The sequence below is a fragment of the Stenotrophomonas sp. GD03930 genome (assembly GCF_029839665.1).
In the GTDB taxonomy this organism is placed as follows: domain Bacteria; phylum Pseudomonadota; class Gammaproteobacteria; order Xanthomonadales; family Xanthomonadaceae; genus Stenotrophomonas; species Stenotrophomonas forensis.
The window spans coordinates 2,261,715-2,285,229 of sequence record NZ_JAOCAV010000001.1 but is presented as its reverse complement, the minus strand read 5'-3'; the positions used below and the strand labels follow the sequence as shown (position 1 = coordinate 2,285,229).

Sequence of the window (23,515 nt, the reverse complement as noted above, 5' to 3'; positions counted from 1 at the left end):
CGGCGCTACCGGGGCTTGGGGTCAGCGCAAGCCGCCCGGCTGGTCGGCCTGTCCGCTCACCAGCGTCCAGCCGACCACGTCCTGGGCCAGCTGCTGCAGGCCGCGTTCGAACGCGGCAGTGACCGCCGGAACGTCGGTGCTGCCGACCGGCTGCGCCTGGCGGAAGGTGCGGTCGGCGACCACGCGCTGGTCAGCGACGTGGATCAGCTTGGCGTTGACCTCGATGATCACGGTCGGCGTGGCCTGGCCCTGGTAATCCGATTCGAAGCGGCGCACGTCGGTGGACAGCTTGTAGTCGGCCCGGATGCCCGCGCTGCTGCGCGCCACGCCGCGGATGCGGCCGGAGTCCTCGAAACCACGCAGCAGGGTGTCCTCGATCATGTCGGTGGCCGGCTGTGCCCAGCTGGCGCCCTTGTAGATCTCCATCTGCGACGGCGTCGGGCGCACGTTGATGCGCGGGCTGTCGACCATGCGCGCGGCGCTGGGCTTGGCCAGTACCAGCTGCCAGCTGGCCTGCGGCCATGCCGGATCCGCCTTCACCTGCACGGCAGGCGAGTACAGGGTCACTGCGGTTTTCTCGCTGCTGCCAAGGATGGAGCAGCCGCCCAGCAGGGTGACCAACGAGGCGGCCAGCAGCAGGCGCGGAAGGGTGGTCGTGCTCATTTGGGTTCGAACTCCTTCGGTGCGTCGCGGCCCAGCAGGTAGCGCGCGGGGTTGTTCTCGAGGCGGTCGCTGACCCGGCGCAGGTCGCGGATCAGGCCACGCAGCTCGGTCAGCGTCGGGCCGAGCTGGCCGAGGCCGTCGTTGGCGAAGCTGTTGATCGCCGCACGGTTCTCGCCCAGGATCGAATCGGCATTGCCGGCGGCCGAATCGAGCTTGCCCAGCGTGGCGTCGAGCTTGTCGATGATGCCCGGCAGCTGCTGCACCAGGTTCTTGTCCAGGCGCTCGATGGTGCCGTTGGTGGTCTTCAGCGTGGTGTCCAGGCTGCGTGCGGCATCGCGCGCGCTGAGCAGCAGTGCCTGGGTGCCCTGGTCACGGTCGGCCAGGCCACCACTGATCGTTTCAAGATTGGCCAGCGTCGCGTTGATCGAAGCGACGTTGCGGTCGCTGAGGATCTGGTCCATGCGTTCGACGATGCGGTTGGCCACGTCGGTGATGTTCTGCAGCGCCGAAGGCGTGGTCGGGATGATCGGTGCCGGGTCCTTGTTGACCGTGGTCAACGCCGGCGACTGCGGCGTACCGCCGCTGAGCTGGATGATCGACGGGCCGGTGAGGCTGGTGATCGCCAGCTTGGCGCGGGTATCGGTCTTGACCGGCGTGGTCGAGTTCAGGCGGATGCGTGCGACCACCTGGCGCGGATCGTCCGGCACCAGGTTCAGTTCGGTGATCGAACCGACCGCGATGCCGTTGTACTGCACCGGGCTGCCCACCGACAGGCCGGTCACCGCCTCGCGGAACACCACGCGGTATTCCTGCCAGGTACGGTCGGAGGAGTACTTGGCGGCCCACAGGCCGAAGGCCAGCAGGGCCAGGCCGGTGATCAGGGTGAACGCGCCGATCAGCACGTAGTTGGCTTTGGTTTCCATGGCTCAGGCACTCTCGATCTGTTCGCCGCGCGCGGCACGCGCACGCGGTCCGTGGAAGTATTCCTGGATCCACGGATGATCCAGTTTCTCGATTTCCGGCAACGGTGCATTGGCCACCACCTTGCGGTCGGCCAGCACGGCAACGCGGTCGCAGATGGCGTACAGCGTGTCCAGGTCGTGGGTGATCAGGAACACGGTCAGCCCCAGCGCTTCCTGCAGGGTCCTGATCAGGCGGTCGAACGCGGCCGCGCCGATCGGGTCGAGGCCGGCGGTGGGTTCGTCCAGGAACAGCAGCGGTGGATCCAGCGCCAGCGCGCGGGCCAGGCCGGCGCGCTTGCGCATGCCGCCGGACAGCTGCGAAGGCAGCTTGTTGATCGCGTCGGCGGGCAGGCCGGCCAGCTTCACCTTCAGCAGTGCCAGTTCGTAGTGCCAGCGCTCGGGCAGCTCACGATGGTGCTCCTTCAGCGGTACCTGCACGTTCTCGCCCACGGTCAGCGAGGAGAACAGGGCGCCGTCCTGGAACAGCACGCCGGTGTTGCGCTCGATGTGCAGGCGGCTTTCGGGATCGTCGGCACGTGCGTCGCGGCCCAGCACTTCGATCTGGCCTTCGTCGGGCGTGCGCAGGCCGAGGATCGAGCGCATCAGCACCGACTTGCCGGTACCGGAGCCGCCGACCACGCCCAGGATCTCGCCGCGGCGCACGTCCAGGTCCAGGTCCTCATGCACGGTCTGGCTGCCGAAGCGGTTGACCAGGCCGCGCACGCGGATCGCCAGTTCATGGCCCTGGTCGTCACGCATGTCGAGGATTTCGGGGCGGGCGGATGTGCTCATGTCACCAGTCCATGTGCATGAACCACAACGCCGCGAAGGCGTCGATGATGATCACCAGCGAGATCGTCTGCACCACGCTGGAGGTGGTGCGTTCGCCGACCGACTGCGCGGTGCCTTCCACCTTCAGTCCTTCCAGGCAGCCGATCAGGCCGATCACCAGCGCGAACACCGGCGCCTTCGACAGGCCGACCAGCATGTGCCGCACTTCCATCGTCTCGTGCATGCGCGCGATGTACATCTGTGGCGGGATGTCCAGGTCGAATGCGCCGACGGTGATGCCGCCGGCGAGGCCGGCAACCATGGCAATGAAGGTCAGCAGCGGCAGGGTCACCAGCAGCGCCAGCAAGCGGGGCAGCACCAGCAGGTCGACCGGGTCCAGCCCCAGCGTGCGCATCGCATCGATCTCCTCGCGGGCCTTCATCGCGCCAATCTGCGCGGTGAAGGCACTGGCGGTGCGGCCGGCCAGCACGATGGCGGTCAGCAGCACGGCGAACTCGCGCAGGAAGGCGATGTTGACCAGCTCGACGACGTAGATCTCGGCGCCGAAATCGCGAAGGATGGTCGAGCCGAGGAAGGCGATCACCGCGCCGACCAGATAGGACAGCAGCGCCACCAGCGGTACCGCATCCAGCCCCACCTGTTCCATCTGGTGCACGGTGGCGGTCAGGCGGAAGCGTCGGGGTTCCTTGACCAGGCGGGCGGCCTTGACCAGGTTCTCGCCGAGGAAACTGCACAGCGCCTTGATGTTGTGGCCGGTGGCATGGACGCTGACACCCAGTCGCTCCAGTGCCGCCAGCACGCCGAAGTCGCGCTTGGGCTTGGGCCGGTCGTCGGCGACCTCTTCGATGGTGCAGACCAGCGCCTGATGGTCCTGACGGAACTGCAGCGCGTCTTCGCCGAGGTCGGCGCGGTGGGCCACGCGCAGTACCTGCAGCACGCCGGCCGAATCCATCTGCTCGATGCCGGTGGCATCGATGCCGGTCAGCTTTTCGGGAACGCCACGCAGGACTTCGGCCGCGGCCAGCGCGGTTTTCAGGGTCCAGGTGCCGGACAGGCGGATCAGGCCCGGGTCATGGGCGTCCTGTTCGAGCTGGGGGGCGAGGTTCGGGGTCACTTGGGCCATTCGGGTCGCAGCATAACCGGTCTGTATTGGGCATCGCGTCGAACTCGGATGAATTTCTCCGGTAAGGCCCGGCCTAGGTAATACTACGTCGCATGTCCGCAGACGCTCACACGATCCCCACGCCCCAGGCCACCTACGCGCAGCGCGTGGCCTTCGTTTCCGAGATCGCCGGACGCCTGCACAGCTACGGCACCACGGCCCAGCGCCTGGAAACGGCAGTCGTGGCACTGGCCCGCCAGCTCGATCTGGATTGTGAACCGTGGTCGAATCCCACCGGCATCATCCTCAGCTTCAGCGACCCGGCGCAGGCGATCGGCTCCAGTGACATCACCCGTGTGATCCGGCTGGCGCCCGGCGAGAACGACCTTCACAAGCTCAGCGTCGCCGACCATATCGCCGAGGAAGTGTCCAACGGGCGGATGAGCATCGCCCAGGGCCACACTGCACTGCGCCAGCTGGACAAGGATCCGGGCCGTCGCGGCAAGCTGCGCACCATCCTGTCGTTCAGCCTCGGCGCGGCCGGCGTGGCCGGCATGTGGAAGCTGCCGTGGCTGGACATCGCCACCGCCGGTGTCATCGGCCTGATGATCGGCCTGCTCGGCATGGTCACCGACCGTCGCCCGGCCACCCGCGAGGCGGCCGAAGCACTGGCCGCACTGCTGGCGGGCCTGGTCGCCACCCTGGTCGCGTCGTTCGTCGGCGCGCTCAACCTCAACACGGTGATCATCGCCTCGCTGGTGGTGCTGCTGCCGGGCATGTCGCTGACCAATGCAGTCAATGAACTGGCCAGCCAGCACTGGGTATCGGGCACCGCGCGTTTCGCCGGTGCACTGACCACCATCATGAAGCTCAGCGTCGGCGCGATGATCGCGGTGACCCTGGCCGATGTGCTTGGGCTGGACCCGGTGATCCGCGCGGCGCGGCCCCAGGGGCCGTGGGTGGAGTGGGGCTCGCTGCTGACCGCCGCGTTCGCGTTCGCGATGCTGTTCAAGGCCAACCGCCGCGATTACCCGTGGGTGATCGCGGCGTCGGTGGCCGGTTATGCGATTTCCAAGTTCGGTGGCCATGCCTGGGGGGCACCGGCGGGCATCTTCCTGTCGGCGATGCTGTTGACCGCGGGCGGCAATCTGTTCGGCCGCCTGGTCGGTCGCCCCGGCGCGATCATCCGCCTGCCGGGCATCATCATGATGGTGCCCGGCAGCACCAGCCTGCGTGGCGTGCTGACCCTGGTCCAGCAGCAGGACGTGGGTGCCGGCCAGAGCGTGTTCCTCACCGTGCTCAACGTGGTGATGGCGCTGGTCGCCGGCCTGCTGTTCGGCAACCTGCTGATGCCCGCGCGCAAAACCCTGTAATCGCTCTCTAGGCTGCTTGCTGTGGATGTGGGCCGTTGCTCCGCACGCCTCCCCGGGAAATGAAAAACGCCGGCGTTCGCCGGCGTTTTTCATTGCTTCCCGATCTGGCCTCAGGCCTTCTTGATCAGGAAATCTTCCGGCTTCTTGCTGCCCTTGGCGGTCAGCTCGGCCATCCAGCGCGGCTGCTTGCCACGGCCGGTCCAGGTTTCCTTCGGGTTGGCCGGGTTGCGGTACTTCGGGGCAACCTTGCCCAGCTTGCGGCCAGCCGTCTTGGACGGCGCCTTGGTCGCCGTGGCGACCTTGCGGGCGCGCGGAGCGGGGGCGCCGCCGAACAGTTCCTCGATGGTGTAACCCTCGGTCTTGGCCAGCTTGCTCAGCTGGGCCCGGACCTTGGTGATCGGCCGGCGCTTGGCGACGATGGTCTGCTGCTTCTTCGCGGTGCGGATCAGGGCGCCCAGCTCTCGTGCCGACAGGCCGGTCAGGTCAATGCTCATTTACGGTTACTCCGGAAACTAATGTGTGGACGGGACGAGCCAGTCCATGGCGTCGCGGGACAGAATAAAGATGAATTAATCCAAGCACAAATGCAGGCGGGTCAGGGCTTGGCGGCATGCAGGCTGCATGGCGTCGATTTTGACCGGATTATGTATGTTGCAGTATCAGGCGGTGGTTCGGGCGGCAAGAAAAGACCGGGGCATGCCCCGGTCTTCTCCTGATCAACCCTGCAGGCGCTGCAGCAGGGTGGCCTTGTCGAGGCTTTCCGCTTCGCTGGCGCGACGCGAGCGGTACTCGTAGGTACCAGCGGCCAGGCCGCGTTCGCTCACCACCACGCGGTGCGGGATACCAATCAGTTCCATGTCGGCGAACATCGCGCCCGGTCGCAGGCCGCGGTCGTCGAGCGCCGCATCCAGGCCTGCATCGCGCAGCTCCTGCAGCAGGCTGGCAGCGGCGTCGGCGACGGCGGCGTCGCCCTTCGGGTTGATCACGCACACCACCACCTGCCACGGCGCCATCGCATCCGGCCAGATGATGCCGGCCTCGTCATGGTTCTGTTCGATCGCGGCAGCGACCACGCGCGAGATGCCGATGCCATAGCAGCCCATCGCCATCACCGCCGCCTTGCCGTTCTCGTCAAGCACGGTGGCGTCCAGCGCCTTGGCATACGTGCGGCCGAGCTGGAACACGTGGCCGACTTCGATGCCGCGGGCGATCTTCAGTTCGCCGCCGTCCAGCGCACGGTCACCGGCACGCACGTTGCGGATGTCGGCCACTTCCGGCTCCGCCAGGTCACGGCCCCAGTTGACGCCGGCCAGGTGGAAGCCGGCTTCGTTGGCACCGACGACGAAGTCGGACATTGCCGCAACTTCGCGATCGGCGACCACGCGGATGGCCTTGGCCGGCGCGACCGGGCCAAGGAAGCCCGGCACGCTGCCGAGGTGCTCGGCGATTTCCGCCTCGCTGGCGAAACGCTGCTCAGCCAGGCCGGCAACCTTGGCCAGCTTGATCTCGTTGACCTCATGATCGCCGCGCACCAGCGCCAGCACGAACTGCTGCGCTTCGCCTTCGCCGGCGATCAGCGCCACCGACTTCACGGTGCGCTGCAGGTCGATGCCAAGCAGGGCTGCAACGTCCTCGCAGGTCTTCTGGGTGGGCGTATCGACCTTGCGCAGGGCTTCGCCGGCGGCCGCACGCGGCGCCGGATCGGCAGCGATCGCCGCTTCCATGTTTGCTGCGTAGTCCGAACCGGTGGAGAACACCAGCGCGTCCTCGCCGGAATCGGCGATCACGTGGAATTCCTGCGAGGCATCACCGCCGATGGCGCCGGAGTCGGCCTGCACCATGCGGAAATCCAGGCCGAGGCGGGTGAAGATGCGGCTGTAGGCCGACTTCATGTTCTCGTACTCGCGCACCAGGCATTCGTCATGCAGGTGGAACGAATAGGCATCCTTCATCAGGAACTCGCGCGAACGCATCACGCCGAAGCGCGGACGGATCTCGTCGCGGAACTTGGTCTGCACCTGGTAGAAGTTGACCGGCAGCTGCTTGTAGCTGGACAGCTCGCTGCGCGCGAAGTCGCAGGCGGCTTCTTCGGCGGTCGGGCTGTAGCAGAACACCTGGTCCTTGCGATCCTTGATCTTCAGCAGCTGCGGGCCGAACTTCTGCCAGCGCCCGGTCTGCTCCCACAGTTCCTTCGGCTGGATGGTCGGGATCTGGAATTCCACGGCGCCGGCGCGGTCCATTTCCTCGCGGACGATGCGTTCAACCTTGCGCAGCACGCGCAGGCCCAGCGGCGACCAGGTGTACAGGCCCGATGCCAGCTTGCGGATCATGCCCGCACGCAGCATCAGCCGGTGGCTGGTCAGCTCGGCGTCGCTGGGGGTTTCCTTGGTGGTGTGCAGGTGGAACTGGGAGAGGCGCATCGTCGGCTTCGGATAACGGCAGAGACGCCTATTCTGCCAGCCCGGCCGGGGTGGGGGGTACTGGCAGGGCTGCGCCCTGCACCCGCCTGAAACAACGTCAACAGCAACAGCGGGCTTCCTGTGGGATGGCGGGGTGGGTCCGGTGGCAGGGGACGCCGTAAACCCGTCCATGGGGGCTTGGTCGCGGCATCCATGCCGCGGACACTCCCGCAACCGGACCCACCCCGCCTTCGACAGTTTCCCGCGATCTGCCCCCCTTTTGTAGAGCCGAGCCATGCTCGGCTGCTGTTCGATCAATTCTCGAAATATTCGATTTCCATGGAGATTCATCCACGCATGGCGTGGATCTACTGGCGACCGGCCAACTGTCGAAGGCGGGGCACTGTGGGTTTGCGGGGTGTGAGCCGCATGGATGCGGCGACCAAGCCCCCATGGACGGGTTTACGGCGTCCCCGCAAACCCACAGTGCCCCGCCATCCCACGGAATGCCGCATTTGACGTTGACCTTGCTTCGGCAGGTGCAGGGCGCAGCCCTGCCGATACCCTCACTGTGTTGGGCAGTAGGCCTTGATGGCCGCGTCGGCCAGCCCCTTCTGCGCCGTGCGCTGCTCCGGGGTCAGCGCGGTATCGGGCTTGCCGTCGCCATTGGTGTCCTGCATCACCTGGCCGGACCCCTCCAGCAGGGCCAGGTTGGCGCGGGCGGTGCTGCACTGCTCCGGCACCGGCGCGGCCGGGGTCTCGGTACCGGCCGTGGCCTGTGGGCTGCGGGCCTGCTCGCGGGTCTCGAATTTCTTGCCCGCGGGCGGGGTCTCCGAGTACTGGGTCACGCCATTGGCGTCCTTCCACTTGTAGACCGGACCGGCCACGGCGTGGGCACTGGCCAACAGCAGCAGGCATCCAAGGCAGGACAGGGCACGCATGGCAGACTCCGCAGAATGGGCGTAGAACGCCGATTGCAGCATTGGCACCGAGCACTGGCAAGTCGATTAAACTGGATTCCATGGACCCGATCACACCGCCGCCGCGTTCGCGCACGATTTACCTGCTGCCCAACCTGTTCACCACCGCCGGGCTGTTCGCTGGCTTCTACGCGATCATCGCCGCGGCCAACGGGGATTTCGTCAACGCCAGCATTGCCGTGTTCGTGGCGGCGGTGATGGATGGCCTGGACGGGCGCGTGGCGCGCCTGACCGGCACCAGCAGCGAGTTCGGCGTGCAGTACGACTCACTGGCCGACCTGGTCAGCTTCGGCATGGCCCCGGCGCTGGTGATGTACCACTGGTCGCTGTCGTGGCTGAAGTTCGATGACCCGCTGCTCGGCCGCGTCGGCTGGGCCGTGGCCTTCCTGTATGCCGCCTGCGCGGCGCTGCGCCTGGCCCGCTTCAACACCCAGGTGGCGGTGGTCGACAAGCGCTGGTTCGTCGGCCTGGCCAGCCCGGCTGCGGCCGGCCTGATGATGTCCTTCGTCTGGGCCTTCGCCGATGGCAACCTGGGCTGGGACGGCAACCAGCTGCGCTATGTGGCGCTGGCCGTGACGATCATCGCGGCGCTGCTGATGGTCAGCCGCATCCGTTTCTGGAGCTTCAAGGGCGGTGCCGCCAAGGGCACCCGCTCCGATCGCGTCCCGTTCCTGGTGCTGGCGCTGGTGCCGGTGGCCATTGCGATCGCGGTCATCGATCTGCCGCGCGTGCTGTTCGCGGTAGGCATCCTGTACGCCTTGTCCGGCCCGGTGATGTGGGCCGTGCAGCGCCTGCGCAAGAAGCCCGAGGCGGCGTGAGCCAGGACCTGCCCGTGCTGTGGTCTCCGGCCCAGCAGGCCTGGCTGCAGGCCATGGGCTACACCGTCTACCACGACGGCCAGCTGGCCGCCGAGCTGGATGCCGCGCTGCAGCTGAACGTGGCCGAAGCCGAGGCGGCCGCCGTGCCGCCGACGCAGCCGGCACGGGCAAGCGCGGCATCTTCGTCGGGCGAACGCCGCGCCGAGGCTCTGCCGTCGCCCGGTCTGCAACGCCCGGCGCCGCCCCGCCGCGAAACCCCGGTCAACGCACCCGATACCGCGCCGGCATCGGCGCGTCCGCTGCCGGCCGGCAATGCCCGGCAGCCCGTGGTGCGCCTGCCGGATCGCCTGCAGATCGCGCTGCTGCGTGCGTCCGGCTGCAATCCCAATGATCCGGCGACGCAGGCGCTGATGGACAGTTGGCCCCTGGACCAGCTGCGCCACGACCCGGCCGCCAAGCGCGCGCTGTGGCCGCAGCTGCGTGCGCTGCGCAAGCGGGGCGCGCCATGAGTGCGGTCAGCCAGCCCGGCCCGGTCAGCCTGCGCGCGTTGCGCGAGAGCGATCTCAATGCGGTGATGGCGATTGAAGTGCGCGGCTATCCGTTTCCATGGACCCGCGGCATCTTCGTTGACTGCCTGCGCGCGGGTTACCCGGGCCTGGCGATGGAGCGCGATGGCCTGCTGATCGGCTACGGCGTGCTCAGCATCGCCGCCGATGAGGCGCATGTCCTGAACGTCTGCATCGATCCGTCGACGCAGTCGCGGGGGCTCGGCCGCCAGTTGCTGCGTGCGCTGGTGCAGCTGGCCGGAGACCGCGGCGCGCAGCGCGTGTTCCTGGAAGTGCGGCCGTCCAATGCGCCCGCGCTGGCGCTGTACCACAGCGAAGGCTTCAACGAGATCGGCCGTCGCCCGCGCTACTACCCCGCCGCGCAGGGCCGCGAAGACGCGCTGGTGATGGCGATCGAACTGGTCGACGGCGACCTGCAGGCGATGCCACCGCTGTAGCGGAGAAGGGTTGCCGGCCAGCGGCCGGCACTACCGATGGGTCTCCGCTGTGATCGACACATCGCCTGCCGTGGTAGGTGCCAACCTTGGTTGGCACGCTTTCCTCACGCCATCCGCAGTGCAAGCACGCCGCCCACGATGAGCGACGCGGCCAGCCAGCGCACCCGCGGCACGCGTTCGCGCAGTACGAATACCGAGATCAGCAGCGCGAACAGGATCGAGGATTCGCGCAGCGCCGAAATCATCGCCACCGGCGCCTGGGTCATCGCCCACAGCGCCATCGCATACGAGGCGGTGGTGCCGACGCCGCCGGCCATGCCCAGCGGCCAGTGCTGGCGCGCATAGGCCAGCACCGCACCCCGCCGGGTGTACAGCGCCCACAGCGGCAATGGAATGCCCGACAGCAGGAACAACCACAGGGTGTAACTGAGCGCGCTGCCGGATTGGCGCGCACCCTGCGCATCGACCAGCGTGTAAGTGGCGATCATTGCGGCAGTCAGCAGTGGCAGCCGAAGCTGGCCGCCTCGTGCACCCAGTGCCATGCACAGGATGCCGGTGCTGACCAGCACCACGCCGAGCCAGCCCGCAGGTGGCAGCCGTTCACCCAGCAGGGTGCCGGCCAGTGCGACCAGGATCGGCGCACTGCCACGCATCAGCGGATAGGCCAGGCTCATGTCGACCTGCTGATAACAGCGTGCGACCAGGCCGTAGTAAGTCACCTGCAGCAACACCGAGGCACCCAGCCACGGCCAGCTGTGCGCGGCAGGGAAGGGCAGGAACGGCAACGCGGTGGCCGACAGCAGCGCGGCGCTGCCGGTGACCAGCACGGTGCCGAGGAACTTGTCCGGCCCGCGCTTGACGATCGCATTCCAGCTGGCATGCAGTGCTGCGGCAGCGAGGACCAGCAGGAAGATGGAAAGCGGCATCCGCCGATGATGCCATGCGGGGCAAATGGAAACGCCGGGCATCGCCCGGCGTTTCCGATTCCACTTCGGTGGGTGCCAACCTTTCCCGCCGTGGTAGGTGCCAACCTTGGTTGGCACGCACCAGAGCGCAGCGGTTACAGCTTCGCGCGCTGTTCCTGCAGGCCGGCCAGCTGGGTGTTCCAGTCGACCAGGCGCACGCGCTCCTGCTCGACCACGGCCGGCGGCACCTTGTCGGTGAACTTGGCCAGCTTGGCCTCGCTCTTTTCCTTCTCGCTTTCCACGCGCTTGATCTCCTTGTCCAGGCGCGTGCGCTCGGCATCCAGATCAACCAGGCCTTCCAGCGGCACCAGCAGCTTCAGCTCGCCGACGATCGCGGCGGCGGCAGCCGGTGCGCCTTCGCCTTCGGCCAGCCACTGGATGCTGTCCAGCTTCAGCAGGAACGACAGCGAGGCACTGAAGCGTTCGATGCGCACGCGGTCCTGCTCCAGCCCGGCCTGCAGGCGCAGCGGCACCAGCTTGGACGGCGCGACATTCAGTTCACTGCGCACGCGACGCACCGCACTGATCACCGCCTTCAGCCATTCCACGTCGGCCTCGGCCTGGGCGAAATCGCCTTCGAACTCGGCCGCGGTCGGGTACGGGCGCAGCGACAGCGTGGTCTCGGCCAGGCCCAGGCGCGGGGCCAGCTGCTGCCACAGCTGTTCGGTGATGAACGGGGTCAGCGGGTGCAGCAGGCGCAGCAGCGCTTCCAGCACGTACAGCAGGGTGTGGCGGGTGCTCTCGGCGTCGGCGGCGTCACCACCGTTCATTGCCGGCTTGCTCAGTTCCAGGAACCAGTCGCAGAACGCGTTCCAGGCGAACTCGTACAGGCACTGTGCCAGCAGGTCGAAGCGGTAGGCGGCGAAATGGCCCTGCGCTTCGGCGGTGGTGGCGGCCAGGCGCGCCAGGATCCAGCGCTCGGCATCGGTGCGCGGCCTGGGCACACCGCTGAACGCCGCGCCCTCGGTGTTCATCAGGGCGAAGCGGCTGGCGTTCCACAGCTTGTTGCAGAAGTTCTTGTAGCCCTCGGCGCGGTTCATGTCGAACTTGATGTCGCGGCCGTGGGTGGCCAGCGCGGCGATGGTGAAGCGCAGCGCGTCGGCACCGTGGGCGGCGATGCCGTCCGGGAATTCCTTGCGGGTGGCCTTCTCGATCTTCTCCACCATCTTCGGCTGCATCAGGCCGCCGGTACGCTTGGCGACCAGGTCGTCGATGGTGATGCCGTCGATGATGTCCAGCGGATCGAGCACGTTGCCCTTGCTCTTGGACATCTTCTGGCCCTGGCCGTCGCGGATCAGGCCGGTGAAGTAGACGTCCTTGAACGGGATCTTCCCGACCAGGTTGTCGGTGGCCATGATCATGCGCGCCACCCAGAAGAAGATGATGTCGAAACCGGTGATCAGCACCGACGACGGCAGGTAGCGGTCGAAGCCACGCTCGGCCATGGCCTGCTCGTTCGGCCAGCCCAGGGTGGAGAACGGCCACAGCTGCGAGGAGAACCAGGTCTCCAGCACGTCGCTTTCCTGGTTCAGCACCACATCGCTGCCGAGGTTGTGCTTCGCGCGCACTTCTTCTTCGCTGCGGCCGACGTAGCAGCTGCCGGTGGCGGCATCGAACCAGGCCGGAATGCGGTGGCCCCACCACAGCTGGCGGCTGATGCACCAGTCCTGGATGTTGTTCATCCAGTGGCGGTAGGTGTTGATCCAGTTCGGCGGCACGAAGGAAATGCTGCCGTCCTCGACCAGTTCCAGGCCACGCTTGGCCAGGTCGTCCATCTTCACGAACCACTGGTCAGTCAGGTACGGCTCGATCACCTGGCCGGTACGGTCGCCGCGCGGCACCTGCAGCTTGTGCGCCCTGGTCTCGACCAGGATGCCAAGGTCTTCCAGTTCGGCCAGCACGGCCTTGCGCGCTTCGTAGCGGTCCAGGCCCTGGAAGCGTTCCGGCGCATTCTCATTCAGCGCCGCCACCGGGGTGAACAGGTTGATCATCGGCAGGCTGTGGCGCACGCCGACGTCGTAATCGTTGAAGTCGTGCGCCGGGGTGACCTTGACCACGCCGGTGCCGAACGCACGGTCGACGTAGTCGTCGGCGATCACCGGCACGCGGCGGCCGGTCAGCGGCAGCACCACGCTCTTGCCGATCAGGTGCGCATAGCGCTCGTCTTCCGGGTGCACCATCACCGCGGTATCACCCAGCAGGGTTTCCGGGCGGGTGGTGGCGACCACCAGGTAGTCGCGGGTCTCGCGCAGGGTTTCCACGCCGTCGGCATCGCGCTCGACGTGCTCGTAGCTCAGGCCTTCATCCAGCGTGTAGGCGATCGACCACAGGAAGCCGTCTTCCTCGGCGCTCTCCACTTCCAGGTCGGAAATCGCGGTCTTCAGCACCGGGTCCCAGTTGACCAGGCGCTGGCCACGGTAGATCAGGCCCTGCTCGTACCAGCGCACGAAGGCTTCGTTGACCGCGGCCGACGGCTGCGGGTCCATGGTGAAGGTGCTGCGCGACCAGTCGGCGGAGGTGCCGAGGCGGCGCATCTGGCGCTCGATGGTGTCGCCGGACTGCTGCTTCCACTCCCAGACCTTGCCGATGAAGCCTTCGCGGCCCAGCGAATCGCGGGTCTCGCCCTTGCCTTCCAGCGTCAGGTTGCGGCTGACCACCATTTCGGTGGCGATGCCGGCATGGTCGGTACCGACCTGCCACAGCGTGTCGTAGCCGCGCATGCGGTGGTAGCGCACCAGCGCGTCCATCAGGGTCTGCTGGAAGGCATGGCCCATGTGCAGGGTGCCGGTCACGTTCGGCGGCGGCAGCAGGATGGTGTACGGCTCGCCCGTGCCGGACGGCTTGAAGTGGCCGGCCTTCTCCCAGGCCTCGTAGAGGTCGGTCTCGAAGGACTTCGGGTCGTAGCTGGAGGCGAGTTGGGTCATGCGGGGGAACCAGGAGGCAATCGTTGAAGGATCAGGGCACGGCGGCGGCCCATCAAGGGGGCCGGCGCGTGCTTACATGTCGTGCTTGTTCAGGTCGTAACCGGCGGCCTTGTACTGGCGCCAGCGTTCGCGCAGCGGTTCGCGCGCTTCCGGGTCGGCCGGGACCACCTCCAGCACGCGCTCGCACTGGCCCAGCCAGGGATCGTCGCGCAGGTTGATCACCAGCGGGCGGGCCGGGGCCTCGGTGCCGGGCACCGCGATCAGCACCAGGGCTTCTTCCTCGTCCATGTCCTCGCCGGCGATCTGGTGCGGGATGTAGGCGTCGTCATCGAACGCCCACAGCAGTTCGTCCAGTTCCTCGGCCTGGGCCTGGTCACGGGCCAGCACCAGGGTGAACAACCCGGCGTCGTTGGCCTTGCGCGCCAGCTCGCAGACCAGGCGCAGCGGCTCGGTCAGGAAGCGGGGCTTGGCGATCAGGTAGAAGTCGGCGCGGGGCATGGCAGGGTCCGGGTCAGGCAGGGGCCCGGCGTTGCCGGGCGAGGCCCTGGCCGGCGGTGGCCGGCCAGGGTCGGGTACGGCATCAGGCGCGGGCGACCTGGTCCAGCAGCCACTGGCTCAGCAGGCCGACCGGGCGGCCGGTGGCCATGCCACGCTTGCCTTCATCGCTGGCCACGCCGGCGATGTCCAGGTGTGCCCAGCGCTGGCCTTCGGCGAAGCGCGACAGGAAGCAGCCGGCGGTGATCGCACCGGCCCAGCGGCCGCCGATGTTGTAGACGTCGGCGAAGGTCGAATCCAGCATCGGCTGGTACTCGTCCCACAGCGGCAGGCGCCAGGCGCGGTCGAACACGTGTTCGCCGGCGGCCAGCAGCTCGTTGGCCAGGTCGTCGTGCTTGCTCATCAGGCCAGCGGTCTGGTGGCCCAGGGCGACCATGCAGGCACCGGTCAGGGTGGCGACGTCGACCAGCGCGGCCGGCTCGAATCGCTGCGCATAGGTCAGCGCGTCGCACAGGATCAGGCGGCCTTCGGCGTCGGTGTTGCCGACTTCGATGGTCTTGCCCGACATCGAGGTGATCACGTCGGACGGACGGTAGGCGTTGCCGTCGATGGCGTTTTCCACCGCCGGGACCACCACCACCAGGTTCAGCGGCAGCTTGGCCTTGACCGCGGCGACGAAGGTGCCGATGACGTTGGCGCCACCGCACATGTCGTACTTCATCTCCTCGATGCCGCCCTGGGTCTTCAGGTTGACGCCACCGGTATCGAAGGTGATGCCCTTGCCGACCAGCACGTAGGGCTTGGCGTCGCCGGCACCGGTCCACTTCAGCACGACCAGGCGCGGGCGGTTGGCCGAACCACGGGCCACGGCCAGCAGCGAGCCCATGCCCAGCGCTTCCATCTGGGTCTCATCCAGGATCTCGGCCTCGGCGCCGTCGTGCTCGCCGGCAAACTTCACGCCCACTTCGGCCAGGTAGGCCGGGGTGCAGTAGTTCGGCGGCAGGTTGCCCAGTTCGCGGGCGAACTCGACACCGGCGGCGATGGCCTGGCCCTGGGCCAGGGCCTGGGCGTCGTCACCGGCAATGGCCAGCTGCGCCAGGCCGGCATCGTCGGCCTTCTTCTTGCCCAGGGTGGCGGTGTAGCGGTAAGCAGCGTGATCGGAGGCGATCACGGCCTGGCGGATCGCCCAGGCGGCGTCGCGGTCCTTCACCGCCACCTCGGAGAGGGTGAACAGTGCACTGCGGGTGGCACCGGCCTTCAGCGCGCGCACGGCGTCGCCGACGGCCTTCAGGTACTGGGGCACGCCGAAACGGGCGGCCTCACCGAGGCCGACCACCAGCACGCGCGGGGCCGACACCCCCGGCAGGTCGTGCAGCAGGGTGGTGGCGCCGGTCTTGCCGGACAGGTCGCCGCGCTGGGCCAGGGCGGCCAGGCGACCGCCGCTGGCGGCGTCCAGTGCCTTTGCGGCCGGAGTCAGGGTATGGTCGGCATACGCGCCGACCACCAGGCAATCAACGGTGGCGGCGGCCGGAGCAACGTGGTTCAGGGTGAATTCGAGGGCCATTGAGCAGATTCCATTGGCAAGTCCGTACAATCGCGGACCGTTTACGCCCAGACAGTAGACTGGGCGGCACCGCGAACGAACCCCAGAGTTTAAACCACCGCCCCATGTTGAAGCTCGACCGATACCTGCTGGGCGATTTCGTCCAGAGTTTCCTCGCTACCCTGATCGTCCTGCTCGTGGTCAGCGTGGGCGGCGTCCTGGTGGACATCCTCGGCAACATTGCCGACGGACGCCTGCCGGCCAAGCTGCTGTTCTCCCAGCTGGGCCTGCAGTTCATCGCCTACCTGCCGCTGATCCTGCCGCTGGCACTGATGCTGGGCCTGCTGCTGGCCATCGCCCGCCTGTACCGCGACTCGGAAATGGCGGTGATCACCGCCATCGGCGTCGGCCCCAAGCGCCTGCTGCGGCCGCTGCTGATGCTGGTGGTGCCGGTGGTGCTGGTGGTCGGTGCCTGCTCGCTGTGGCTGGGCCCGTGGGCCGGCCGGGTGGCCGAGCAGATGATCATTGAGGCCAACCGCAGCGTGCTGATGGCCGGCCTGGAGCCGGGCCGGTTCACCCCGCTGCCCAATGGCGGCGTGGTCTACCTGTCGTCGATCTCGCCCGACGGCACCCAGCTGGGCAAGGTGTTCATGCAGCGGCAGAAGGATGACCGCATCGAGGTGGTGTCCGCCGCAGGTGGCCGGATGTTCTTTGAAGGCGCCCGCCAGCGCTTCCTCGAGCTGGACGATGGGCACCAGGTGGAAGGGCCGGCCGCAGGCGGGCTGGATTACCGCCTGGCGACCTTCGCCCGCAACGACGTTGCCCTGCCTGATGGCGCGCAGACCCGGACCGAGGATGATCCGGAACTGATGCCGACCCTGCAGCTGATCGGCGATGGGCGCCCGCAGGCGCAGGCCCAGCTGCACCGCCGCCTGGCGCCACCGCTGATCGCACTGGCTTTTGCCCTGCTGACCGTACCGCTGGGCCGCAGCTCGCCGCGCCAGCAGCGCTACGGAAGGATGATGCTGGCCCTGATGGCCTACATGGTGGGGACCAACCTGATGTTCATCGGCAGTGGCTGGATCGCCACCGGCAAGATACCGGCCGCGATCGGCCTGTGGTGGTTGACCCTGCCGCTGCTGGCGCTGTCGATCTGGATGTATGCACGTGATGGCCGCCTGGGCCGACCGAAGGGAGCCCGCGCATGAGGCTGCGCCCGATGCGTTTCGACCTGTACCTGGGCCGGACGGTGTTCACCACGGTGCTGCTGACCTGGGCGGTGCTGGTGGGCCTGGATGTGGTGATGGCCTTCTCCGGCGAGTTCAAGGACATCGGCAAGAATGGCTACACGCTGGGGCACGCGGCGGCCTGGGTGCTGTACACCGTGCCGCGCCGGGCCTACACGATGTTCCCCACGGCTGCGGTGATCGGCGCGCTGATGGGATTGGGCCAGCTGGCCGCGACCTCGGAACTGACCGCGCTGCGCGCGCTGGGCCTGTCGCGCAGGCGATTGAGCGTGTCGGTGGCGATCGCGCTGTCATTGCTGACTGCCGTGATGGTATTCAGCGCCGAGACGCTGGGACCGTGGGGCCAGGACCGCGCCGATGCGCTGAAGGCGAGCGCGAAGTGGGGCCGGGACATTGCCACCACCCGTTATTCGGGCCTGTGGGCGCGCGAGGGCGATACCTTCCTCAGCGCTGCCGGTGGCGAGGAACAGCTGGTCGGCGACAAGGGAACACGGCTGATCCTGCGTGACGTGCGCCTGTATCGCATCGCCGAAGACGGACGGATCGCCTCGATCACCCATGCCGCCACTGCCGAACATGACCGCGACGGCTGGGTGCTGACCGGCGTCCGCCGCGATACGTTTGGCGAGCGCTCGGCCACGCGCCAGGAAGTGGCACGGGAGCCGTGGAATTCCCGCCTGGATGCCGGCGCGCTGGCCGCGGGCATCGCCAAGCCGCGCAACCTGAGGATCGCCGAGTTGCGGGCCAGCATCGAGTACCGCGAGCGCAACGGCCTGGATGCCCGTGATTTCGAGGATATCTACTGGAGCCGCTGGTTCTACCCGTTGAACGTGCTGGCGCTGTGCCTGGCCGCGGTGCCGTTCGCGTTCGGTTCGCTGCGCAGCGGCGGCATGGGCAAACGCCTGTTCCTGGGCATCCTGTTCGCACTGGGCTTCTGGCTGCTGCAGCTGTTCTTCGGCCGCATGGCCGGCGCGTTGAAGTTCGATTACCGCATCGCCTATGCGCTGCCGCCGATCGTGATGCTGGCGGTGTCCGGTTTGCTGTTCCGGCGCAAATCCGGCTGAGTGCTGCAGCGCCGGGCGCGGCCTCGCGGTTTTCCGCGGCCCGCGCGTGGCGTGAGTCGAGCATGGCTCGACGCAACAGAACGCGGGTCAGCGCTTGGGCATCCGCACCAGCCGGGTGCCACTGGCGCGGTCGTGCCAGGTCAGCCGCTGGGGGTCGACCCATGCCCACCAGAAGCCCAGCCCAGCCAGCAGCAGTGACAGCGTGCCCACCGCGAAGCGCAGCCACAGCTGCGCACGCCGCAGCGGCGTGCCATCGCTCGATTCAAGCTTCAACCGCCATGGCCGCATGCCCAGCGTCTGGCCACCGCGGCGCCAGCTGGCCGTTGCATACCCGCCCGTCACAGCCCAGCACACCGCCCACAGCAGCCACTGCCAGGCACTGAACGGGGCGATGTTCTCGCGCTGCGCGTGGCCGCTGAGGGTGTAGGCCAGGGTGAACAGCGTGCCTGCCAGCATCCACAGTGCCAGCACCGGCAGTGCGTCGTAGACCATGGCCAGCCCGCGCCAGACCAGCAGGGCGCGCGGGCGCGGCATTCCAGTAGCGGCCGCAGGGGCCGTGTCGGTGGCGGGGCGGGACATGCGCCGAGCATACGCAATGCTGGCCGCATCCGCTGGCACCCTCGTATCCTTCACCCATGGCCCTTGTTTCCACTCCTGCCGAACGCCGCCAGCTGGTCCAGCAGCTGCCCGAGCTGCGCGGTGACGACAGCGCGCGCATCCAGCGCTTCCTCGATGCCATCTGGGCCGAGAACGGCCTGGCCCGCGCCACCCTCGACAGCTATCGGCGCGATCTGGAAGGGCTGGCGCGCTGGATGGATGGGCGCGACGGTGGCCTGGCCGGCATCGAGCGTCCCGGGCTGTTCGACTACCTGGCCTGGCGCACCCACCATGGCTGGTCGCCGCGCAGCAATGCGCGCCTGCTGTCGGCGCTGCGTGCGTTCTTCGCCGATGGCGTACGCCGTGGCGAACGCGGTGAAGACCCCAGCGCGTTGCTGGACCCACCGAAACTGCCACGTCTGCTGCCCAAGGCGCTGGCCGAAAGCCAGATCGATGCACTGCTGGCGGCGCCGGACATCGACAGCGCACTGGGCCTGCGCGACCGGGCCATGCTCGAACTGATGTATGCCGCAGGGCTGCGCGTGAGCGAACTGGTGCTGCTGCCGGCCACCGCGGTCAACCTGCGCCAGGGCGTGCTGCGGGTCACCGGCAAGGGCAGCAAGGAACGCCTGGTGCCACTGGGCGAGGAATCGCAGCACTGGCTGGAGCGCTACCTGCAGCAGTCGCGGCCGCAGCTGGTCGGCAAGGGCAGGGTGCACGCCCTGGCCGATGGGCAGACGCCGTTGTTCATCGAGCCGACGCTGCACGCACTGACCCGGCAGGCGTTCTGGCATCTGGTCAAGCGCCACGCCCAGGTCGCGGGGATCGATCCGGCGCGGATCAGTCCGCATGGCCTGCGCCACAGCTTCGCCACCCATCTGCTCAATCGCGGCGCCGACCTGCGCGCGCTGCAGATGCTGCTGGGCCACAGTTCGCTGTCGACCACCCAGATATACACCCTGGTGGCCCGCGAACACCTGCAGAAGCTGCACGCCCGCCATCACCCGCGCGGCTGAGCCGGCGGCTGAATCCCGGCCCCGGGCCGTGCGCGGCGTCGCGGCCCGCTGCGGGCGGCTGTGTCAGAATCCGGGGTCTTCTTCTGTCGCGGACCGCTCCATGCTTCGATTTGCCATCGCCGCCGTGCTCGGTGCGCTCAGCCTGACCGCCTGCGCCCAGCCGGCCCCGCCGGCCGCCAAGGCACCTGCTGCCGCCGCGGCGGCCAAGGCCGGTCCGGTCGCCAATGCGTCGGCCGACCAGGCCGTGCGTGCGGCGCTGACCGCGCTCAATCCGGGCTTCCAGGTGGACTACATCGGTGCTGCGCCGTTCCCGGGCTTCCGCGAGGTCGTCGTTTCCGGCCAGCTGCTGTACGTCTCCGACGATGGCCGTTACCTGTTCCAGTCGCAGCCCTACGACACCCGTGCCAAGGGCCCGGCCAACAGCGAAGGCCTGCTCGGCTACCGCCGCGACCTGCTGGCCAAGGCCAACCATGGTGACCGCATCGTGTTTGCCGCGCCGAACGCGAAGTACACCATCAGCGTGTTCACCGATATCGAATGCGGTTACTGCCGCAAGCTGCACCAGGACATTGCCGAACTGAACCGCAACGGCATCAGCGTCGAGTACCTGGCGTTCCCGCGCATGGGCCTGGGCAGCAAGGATTACACCGACATGATCTCGGTCTGGTGTGCGGCCGATCGTCGCCAGGCGCTGACCAATGCCAAGCGCGGTGGCAGCGTGCCTGCCAAGAACTGCACCAACCCGGTGGCCATGCAGTACGCGCTGGGCCAGCAGCTGGGCGTGAACGGCACGCCGGCGATCTTCGCGCCCGATGGCACCCAGCTGGGTGGCTACCTGCCGCCGGCACAGCTGCGCGCAGCGCTGGAAAAGCTGTCGGCCAAGCGCTGACGCGGAACTGCAGCGTCGAGCCATGCTCGACTGCGGTTCCACATGTGACAGCCGAGCATGGCTCGGCGCTACAGATCAGGGGCCGGGGGCGCACAATGCGCCCCCGGCTTTTTCCTTACTTCAGGCCATCACTGACCGCCTTGGTCAGCGTGCCCTGTGCATCGTCACCACTGAACTCCCAGACGAACGCGCCGCCCAGGCCCTGGGTCTTCACGTAACCCATCTTGCGGGTGATGTTGGCCGGGGTGTCGAAGCTCCACAACGTGCTGCCGTTATAGATCCAGGTGGCACCGGCGGTGTTGTCGGTGTAGCCCGGCCACGCCAGGTTCTTCAGCACCTTCCAGTCTTCGATGCCGGCCTCGTAGGTCCCCGGTGCGGCGCCGGTTGCGGTCTGGTACAAGCCGTTGTTGGCGTTGGCCACGCCGGTCCAGCCACGCCCGTAGTAGCCGATGCCCAGGTTGAGCTTTGCAGCGGGCACGCCGCGGCTGATGAAGGCCTCGATGGCATCGTTGCTGTTGTACAGCTTCTGGTCGCCGGTGGACGGATCATTCGGCGAATCGAACAGCGCCGACTGGTGATTGGTCTTCGCATCCCACGCGCCGTGGAAGTCGTAGGTCATCACGTTGATGTAGTCCAGGTACGGATGGTACGCGGCTGGATCGGTGACGCGGATCTTGTCGATGCCCGCACCCACTGCCACCGTCAGCAACAGGCCCGGACGCACCGCATCGAGCTGGCGGCGGAACTCGGCCATCAGTGCGGTGAAGTTGGCGTTGTCTTCCGGCTTGCCGCATTCGATGCCACAGGCCACCGGGTATTCCCAGTCGATGTCGATGCCGTCGAACACGCCCAGCGCGGCTCCGGCACCACCGGCACCGTCGGTCACCGGCAGGTTGCCCTTGATGTAGGCATCGATGCACGAGGCGACGAAGGCCTGGCGGTTTTCCGGGCGGGCCGCGCTGGAGAAGCCGCGCGACCAGGTCCAGCCACCCAGCGAGATCAGCACCTTCATGCCCGGATACTTGGCCTTGAGCTGCTTGAGCTGGTTCCAGTTGCCGCGCAGCGGCTGGTCCCAGGTATCGGCGCTGCCGCTGACACTCTCGGCGGCACTGAATGCCTTGGTGTAATCGGCGAAGGCATCGCCACCGGCACCGCTGTTCGGATCCGACGGCTGGGTGATGCCCACTTCGCAGCGGTTGTTGCGCACGTTGCCGAACGCATAGTTGATGTGGGTCAGGCGCGCGGCCGAGCCACTGCTGTCGATGTTCTTGACCCGGTAGTTGCGGCCGTAGATGCCCCACTGGGTGAAGTAACCGATGACCCGCTTGCCGGTAGTGCCGCCGTCGCCGGCCAGCGTGGTGGCACTGATCTCGGTGCCCTGTGCCGACGCATTGCCGGCGTTGTCGCGGGCACGCACGCGGTAGCGGTAGGTGGTCGATGCGGTCAGCCCGCCATCGACATAGCTGGCGCTGGACGGCGAGCCGACCAGGCTGCCGTTGCGGTACACGTCATAGCCGGCCACGCCGCTGCCGCCGGTGTTGTCGGTGGACGGGCTCCAGCTGAGCGCGATGCTGTTGGCGGTACGGGTGCCGACTGCCAGCCCGCCCGGCACGCTCGGCGCGGTGGTGTCGCCCCCGGCCGCGTTGACGGTGATGGTGATGGTGGGCGTGCTGGTGGTGGCATTGTTGTTGTCGGTGGCCACCGCACGCAGCGTGTGGCTGCCGGCGCTGGCATTGGCCCAGCTGGCCGCATACGGCGCGTTGGTGGCGATGCCCAGCGAGCTGCCGTCGCGGAAGAACTCGACCTTGGCGACGCTGCCGTCCGGATCGCTGGCGTTGGCGGTCACGTTCACCGTGCTGCCGGCGCTGAAGGTGGCACCGTTGGCCGGCGAGGTCAGGCTGACCACCGGCGGCTGGTTGCTGCCACTGCCATCGCAGGCACCCAGGTTGGTGTAGTAGGGCGCACCGGCCGGATGGTCCGGCGGCGCGTTCCAGATGTCCTGGTTCGCCCGATAGAGGACGCCTCCTTTCTGCAGGGTATCGCCGGCCCGGTAGATCTTGGCCTGGTCCCACTGGGCCACCCCGGCACAGCTGGCGGCCTGCGCCAGGCCGGGCAGGGCGACGCTGCCGGCGGCCAGGGCAAGCAGCCAGGCCAGGCGGCGGGGACGACAGCTACGGGTCGAACGTTCGGCACTGCGCACAATCGGGTCGTACATGGGTAAGTCTCCGATCAAAGGGCGCGCGGGCCCCGATGGCGCCGCGCGTGACGCAGGTCCGGGCGTCGCCCGGGAAGGCGACGGAGGGGGCGGACGGAGGTACCTGGGAGGCCGGGGAGAGAGTCCGGCACCAGGTGGGGACAACGTTGTCATCAATCGTGTGGTCAATCCGTGAGCAAGCGCATGGTTCGGGGATTCGGGCTGAAGGCGGCGCTGCGCGCGGTCGGCGGCCATCGGCGGAGCCCCCTCGTGGCTGGGGTGGGTCGCGTAGAGCGGGTTTCTGGGGGTTGGCCGGGTGGGTGGGCTGCGCAGGGGACGCTGCAAGTACGTCCATGTAAGCTCGATCGCCGCATCCATGCGGCTCACGCCCCTGCGCAGCCCACCCACCCGGCCCCTGACAGGTTCCTGCGCGGCCAGCCACGAAAGGCAGAACAAGAAATCAAAGGCAGAAGCCGGTCGCTTCGTTCT

General features: G+C 67.9%; 21 protein-coding genes. 8 read left to right on the top strand and 13 right to left on the bottom strand.

The features are described 5' to 3' along the window. Positions 1 to 21: 21 nt before the first annotated feature. Genes N5C18_RS10280 through N5C18_RS10265 form a run of 4 tightly spaced genes read right to left on the bottom strand, consistent with a single transcriptional unit; the run spans position 22 to position 3,540 of the window. On the bottom strand, positions 22 to 663 hold the full coding sequence (locus N5C18_RS10280; RefSeq protein ID WP_049459250.1) for an ABC-type transport auxiliary lipoprotein family protein: 642 nt from the start codon (positions 661 to 663) through the stop codon (positions 22 to 24). After that, positions 660 to 1,586, bottom strand: coding sequence for an MlaD family protein (locus tag N5C18_RS10275; RefSeq protein ID WP_004154114.1), 927 nt, complete (start codon positions 1,584 to 1,586; stop codon positions 660 to 662). Before N5C18_RS10275 ends, N5C18_RS10280 begins: the two co-directional genes overlap by 4 nt. Before the next feature lie 3 nt (positions 1,587 to 1,589). Then, positions 1,590 to 2,417, bottom strand: a complete 828-nt coding sequence (locus tag N5C18_RS10270; RefSeq protein WP_279944464.1) for an ABC transporter ATP-binding protein — start codon at positions 2,415 to 2,417, stop codon at positions 1,590 to 1,592. A 1-nt stretch (position 2,418) separates the two neighbouring features. After that, on the bottom strand, positions 2,419 to 3,540 hold the full coding sequence (locus tag N5C18_RS10265) for an ABC transporter permease (protein ID WP_004154116.1): 1,122 nt from the start codon (positions 3,538 to 3,540) through the stop codon (positions 2,419 to 2,421). Positions 3,541 to 3,632: 92 nt separating this feature from the next. On the opposite strand from N5C18_RS10265, the gene N5C18_RS10260 reads away from it, so the two are divergent. Continuing rightward, positions 3,633 to 4,892, top strand: a complete 1,260-nt coding sequence (locus N5C18_RS10260; protein WP_279944463.1) for a threonine/serine exporter family protein — start codon at positions 3,633 to 3,635, stop codon at positions 4,890 to 4,892. A 110-nt stretch (positions 4,893 to 5,002) separates the two neighbouring features. On the opposite strand, the gene N5C18_RS10255 is transcribed toward N5C18_RS10260, so the two are convergent. The 3 genes from N5C18_RS10255 to N5C18_RS10245 form a co-directional block, all read right to left on the bottom strand. Beyond that, positions 5,003 to 5,386, bottom strand: coding sequence for an H-NS histone family protein (locus N5C18_RS10255; RefSeq protein ID WP_004154120.1), 384 nt, complete (start codon positions 5,384 to 5,386; stop codon positions 5,003 to 5,005). 222 nt (positions 5,387 to 5,608) lie between these two features. Continuing rightward, on the bottom strand, positions 5,609 to 7,312 hold the full coding sequence (locus N5C18_RS10250) for a proline--tRNA ligase (RefSeq protein WP_049458183.1): 1,704 nt from the start codon (positions 7,310 to 7,312) through the stop codon (positions 5,609 to 5,611). A gap of 545 nt (positions 7,313 to 7,857) precedes the next feature. Next, positions 7,858 to 8,232 carry a DUF4124 domain-containing protein gene (locus N5C18_RS10245; protein WP_279944462.1) on the bottom strand — a complete coding sequence of 125 codons (375 nt, stop codon included), beginning with the start codon at positions 8,230 to 8,232 and terminating at the stop codon, positions 7,858 to 7,860. 80 nt (positions 8,233 to 8,312) lie between these two features. Here N5C18_RS10245 and pssA point away from each other — a divergent pair, with 80 nt between their 5' ends. The 3 genes from pssA to rimI are packed head-to-tail and all read left to right on the top strand — an operon-like array spanning position 8,313 to position 10,092. Then, positions 8,313 to 9,089: a CDP-diacylglycerol--serine O-phosphatidyltransferase gene (gene pssA, locus N5C18_RS10240; RefSeq protein WP_005415206.1), complete on the top strand. Its 777-nt coding sequence runs from the start codon at positions 8,313 to 8,315 to the stop codon at positions 9,087 to 9,089. Next, entirely contained in the window at positions 9,086 to 9,598 is a 513-nt protein-coding gene (locus tag N5C18_RS10235; RefSeq protein ID WP_279944461.1) for a hypothetical protein, read from the top strand. The genes pssA and N5C18_RS10235 overlap by 4 nt, the downstream gene beginning before the upstream one ends. Then, positions 9,595 to 10,092: a ribosomal protein S18-alanine N-acetyltransferase gene (rimI, locus tag N5C18_RS10230; protein WP_053448741.1), complete on the top strand. Its 498-nt coding sequence runs from the start codon at positions 9,595 to 9,597 to the stop codon at positions 10,090 to 10,092. The genes N5C18_RS10235 and rimI overlap by 4 nt, the downstream gene beginning before the upstream one ends. Before the next feature lie 104 nt (positions 10,093 to 10,196). Here rimI and N5C18_RS10225 read toward each other — a convergent pair whose 3' ends face one another. From N5C18_RS10225 to N5C18_RS10210, 4 genes are all read right to left on the bottom strand, one after another. Then, positions 10,197 to 11,018 carry an EamA family transporter gene (locus N5C18_RS10225; protein ID WP_279944460.1) on the bottom strand — a complete coding sequence of 274 codons (822 nt, stop codon included), beginning with the start codon at positions 11,016 to 11,018 and terminating at the stop codon, positions 10,197 to 10,199. A gap of 134 nt (positions 11,019 to 11,152) precedes the next feature. Further along, a complete protein-coding gene (locus N5C18_RS10220) occupies positions 11,153 to 13,981 on the bottom strand; it encodes a valine--tRNA ligase (RefSeq protein WP_279944459.1) in 2,829 nt (942 codons plus the stop codon). A gap of 72 nt (positions 13,982 to 14,053) precedes the next feature. After that, positions 14,054 to 14,479 carry a DNA polymerase III subunit chi gene (locus N5C18_RS10215; protein ID WP_004154132.1) on the bottom strand — a complete coding sequence of 142 codons (426 nt, stop codon included), beginning with the start codon at positions 14,477 to 14,479 and terminating at the stop codon, positions 14,054 to 14,056. Between the two features lie 82 nt (positions 14,480 to 14,561). Next, positions 14,562 to 16,040, bottom strand: coding sequence for a leucyl aminopeptidase (locus tag N5C18_RS10210; protein ID WP_053508766.1), 1,479 nt, complete (start codon positions 16,038 to 16,040; stop codon positions 14,562 to 14,564). A gap of 104 nt (positions 16,041 to 16,144) precedes the next feature. Between N5C18_RS10210 and lptF the strand changes: the two genes are divergently transcribed. Continuing rightward, positions 16,145 to 17,227, top strand: coding sequence for an LPS export ABC transporter permease LptF (lptF, locus tag N5C18_RS10205; protein ID WP_053508764.1), 1,083 nt, complete (start codon positions 16,145 to 16,147; stop codon positions 17,225 to 17,227). Beyond that, complete coding sequence (lptG, locus tag N5C18_RS10200; RefSeq protein ID WP_279944458.1) at positions 17,224 to 18,330, top strand: LPS export ABC transporter permease LptG; 1,107 nt, start codon at positions 17,224 to 17,226, stop codon at positions 18,328 to 18,330. The genes lptF and lptG overlap by 4 nt, the downstream gene beginning before the upstream one ends. Positions 18,331 to 18,417: 87 nt before the next feature. On the opposite strand, the gene N5C18_RS10195 is transcribed toward lptG, so the two are convergent. Further along, positions 18,418 to 18,909 carry an RDD family protein gene (locus N5C18_RS10195; RefSeq protein WP_279944457.1) on the bottom strand — a complete coding sequence of 164 codons (492 nt, stop codon included), beginning with the start codon at positions 18,907 to 18,909 and terminating at the stop codon, positions 18,418 to 18,420. 56 nt (positions 18,910 to 18,965) lie between these two features. Here N5C18_RS10195 and xerD point away from each other — a divergent pair, with 56 nt between their 5' ends. Beyond that, positions 18,966 to 19,943: a site-specific tyrosine recombinase XerD gene (xerD, locus tag N5C18_RS10190; RefSeq protein ID WP_279944456.1), complete on the top strand. Its 978-nt coding sequence runs from the start codon at positions 18,966 to 18,968 to the stop codon at positions 19,941 to 19,943. Positions 19,944 to 20,043: 100 nt separating this feature from the next. Next, a complete protein-coding gene (locus tag N5C18_RS10185) occupies positions 20,044 to 20,832 on the top strand; it encodes a thioredoxin fold domain-containing protein (protein WP_053448748.1) in 789 nt (262 codons plus the stop codon). 115 nt (positions 20,833 to 20,947) lie between these two features. Here the strand turns inward: N5C18_RS10185 and N5C18_RS10180 are convergent, their stop codons facing one another. Continuing rightward, complete coding sequence (locus tag N5C18_RS10180; protein WP_274511957.1) at positions 20,948 to 23,047, bottom strand: glycosyl hydrolase family 18 protein; 2,100 nt, start codon at positions 23,045 to 23,047, stop codon at positions 20,948 to 20,950. Between the last annotated feature and the right edge of the window lie 468 nt (positions 23,048 to 23,515).

Bases quoted from the DNA above. Each gene is read 5' to 3' on its own strand.
- N5C18_RS10280 (WP_049459250.1), bottom strand. From the start codon at position 663: ATGAGCACGACCACCCTTCCGCGCCTGCTGCTGGCCGCCTCGTTGGTC.
- N5C18_RS10275 (WP_004154114.1), bottom strand. From the start codon at position 1,586: ATGGAAACCAAAGCCAACTACGTGCTGATCGGCGCGTTCACCCTGATC.
- N5C18_RS10270 (WP_279944464.1), bottom strand. From the start codon at position 2,417: ATGAGCACATCCGCCCGCCCCGAAATCCTCGACATGCGTGACGACCAG.
- N5C18_RS10265 (WP_004154116.1), bottom strand. From the start codon at position 3,540: ATGGCCCAAGTGACCCCGAACCTCGCCCCCCAGCTCGAACAGGACGCC.
- N5C18_RS10260 (WP_279944463.1), top strand. From the start codon at position 3,633: ATGTCCGCAGACGCTCACACGATCCCCACGCCCCAGGCCACCTACGCG.
- N5C18_RS10255 (WP_004154120.1), bottom strand. From the start codon at position 5,386: ATGAGCATTGACCTGACCGGCCTGTCGGCACGAGAGCTGGGCGCCCTG.
- N5C18_RS10250 (WP_049458183.1), bottom strand. From the start codon at position 7,312: ATGCGCCTCTCCCAGTTCCACCTGCACACCACCAAGGAAACCCCCAGC.
- N5C18_RS10245 (WP_279944462.1), bottom strand. From the start codon at position 8,232: ATGCGTGCCCTGTCCTGCCTTGGATGCCTGCTGCTGTTGGCCAGTGCC.
- pssA (WP_005415206.1), top strand. From the start codon at position 8,313: ATGGACCCGATCACACCGCCGCCGCGTTCGCGCACGATTTACCTGCTG.
- rimI (WP_053448741.1), top strand. From the start codon at position 9,595: ATGAGTGCGGTCAGCCAGCCCGGCCCGGTCAGCCTGCGCGCGTTGCGC.
- N5C18_RS10225 (WP_279944460.1), bottom strand. From the start codon at position 11,018: ATGCCGCTTTCCATCTTCCTGCTGGTCCTCGCTGCCGCAGCACTGCAT.
- N5C18_RS10220 (WP_279944459.1), bottom strand. From the start codon at position 13,981: ATGACCCAACTCGCCTCCAGCTACGACCCGAAGTCCTTCGAGACCGAC.
- N5C18_RS10215 (WP_004154132.1), bottom strand. From the start codon at position 14,479: ATGCCCCGCGCCGACTTCTACCTGATCGCCAAGCCCCGCTTCCTGACC.
- N5C18_RS10210 (WP_053508766.1), bottom strand. From the start codon at position 16,040: ATGGCCCTCGAATTCACCCTGAACCACGTTGCTCCGGCCGCCGCCACC.
- lptF (WP_053508764.1), top strand. From the start codon at position 16,145: ATGTTGAAGCTCGACCGATACCTGCTGGGCGATTTCGTCCAGAGTTTC.
- lptG (WP_279944458.1), top strand. From the start codon at position 17,224: ATGAGGCTGCGCCCGATGCGTTTCGACCTGTACCTGGGCCGGACGGTG.
- N5C18_RS10195 (WP_279944457.1), bottom strand. From the start codon at position 18,909: ATGTCCCGCCCCGCCACCGACACGGCCCCTGCGGCCGCTACTGGAATG.
- xerD (WP_279944456.1), top strand. From the start codon at position 18,966: ATGGCCCTTGTTTCCACTCCTGCCGAACGCCGCCAGCTGGTCCAGCAG.
- N5C18_RS10185 (WP_053448748.1), top strand. From the start codon at position 20,044: ATGCTTCGATTTGCCATCGCCGCCGTGCTCGGTGCGCTCAGCCTGACC.
- N5C18_RS10180 (WP_274511957.1), bottom strand. From the start codon at position 23,047: ATGTACGACCCGATTGTGCGCAGTGCCGAACGTTCGACCCGTAGCTGT.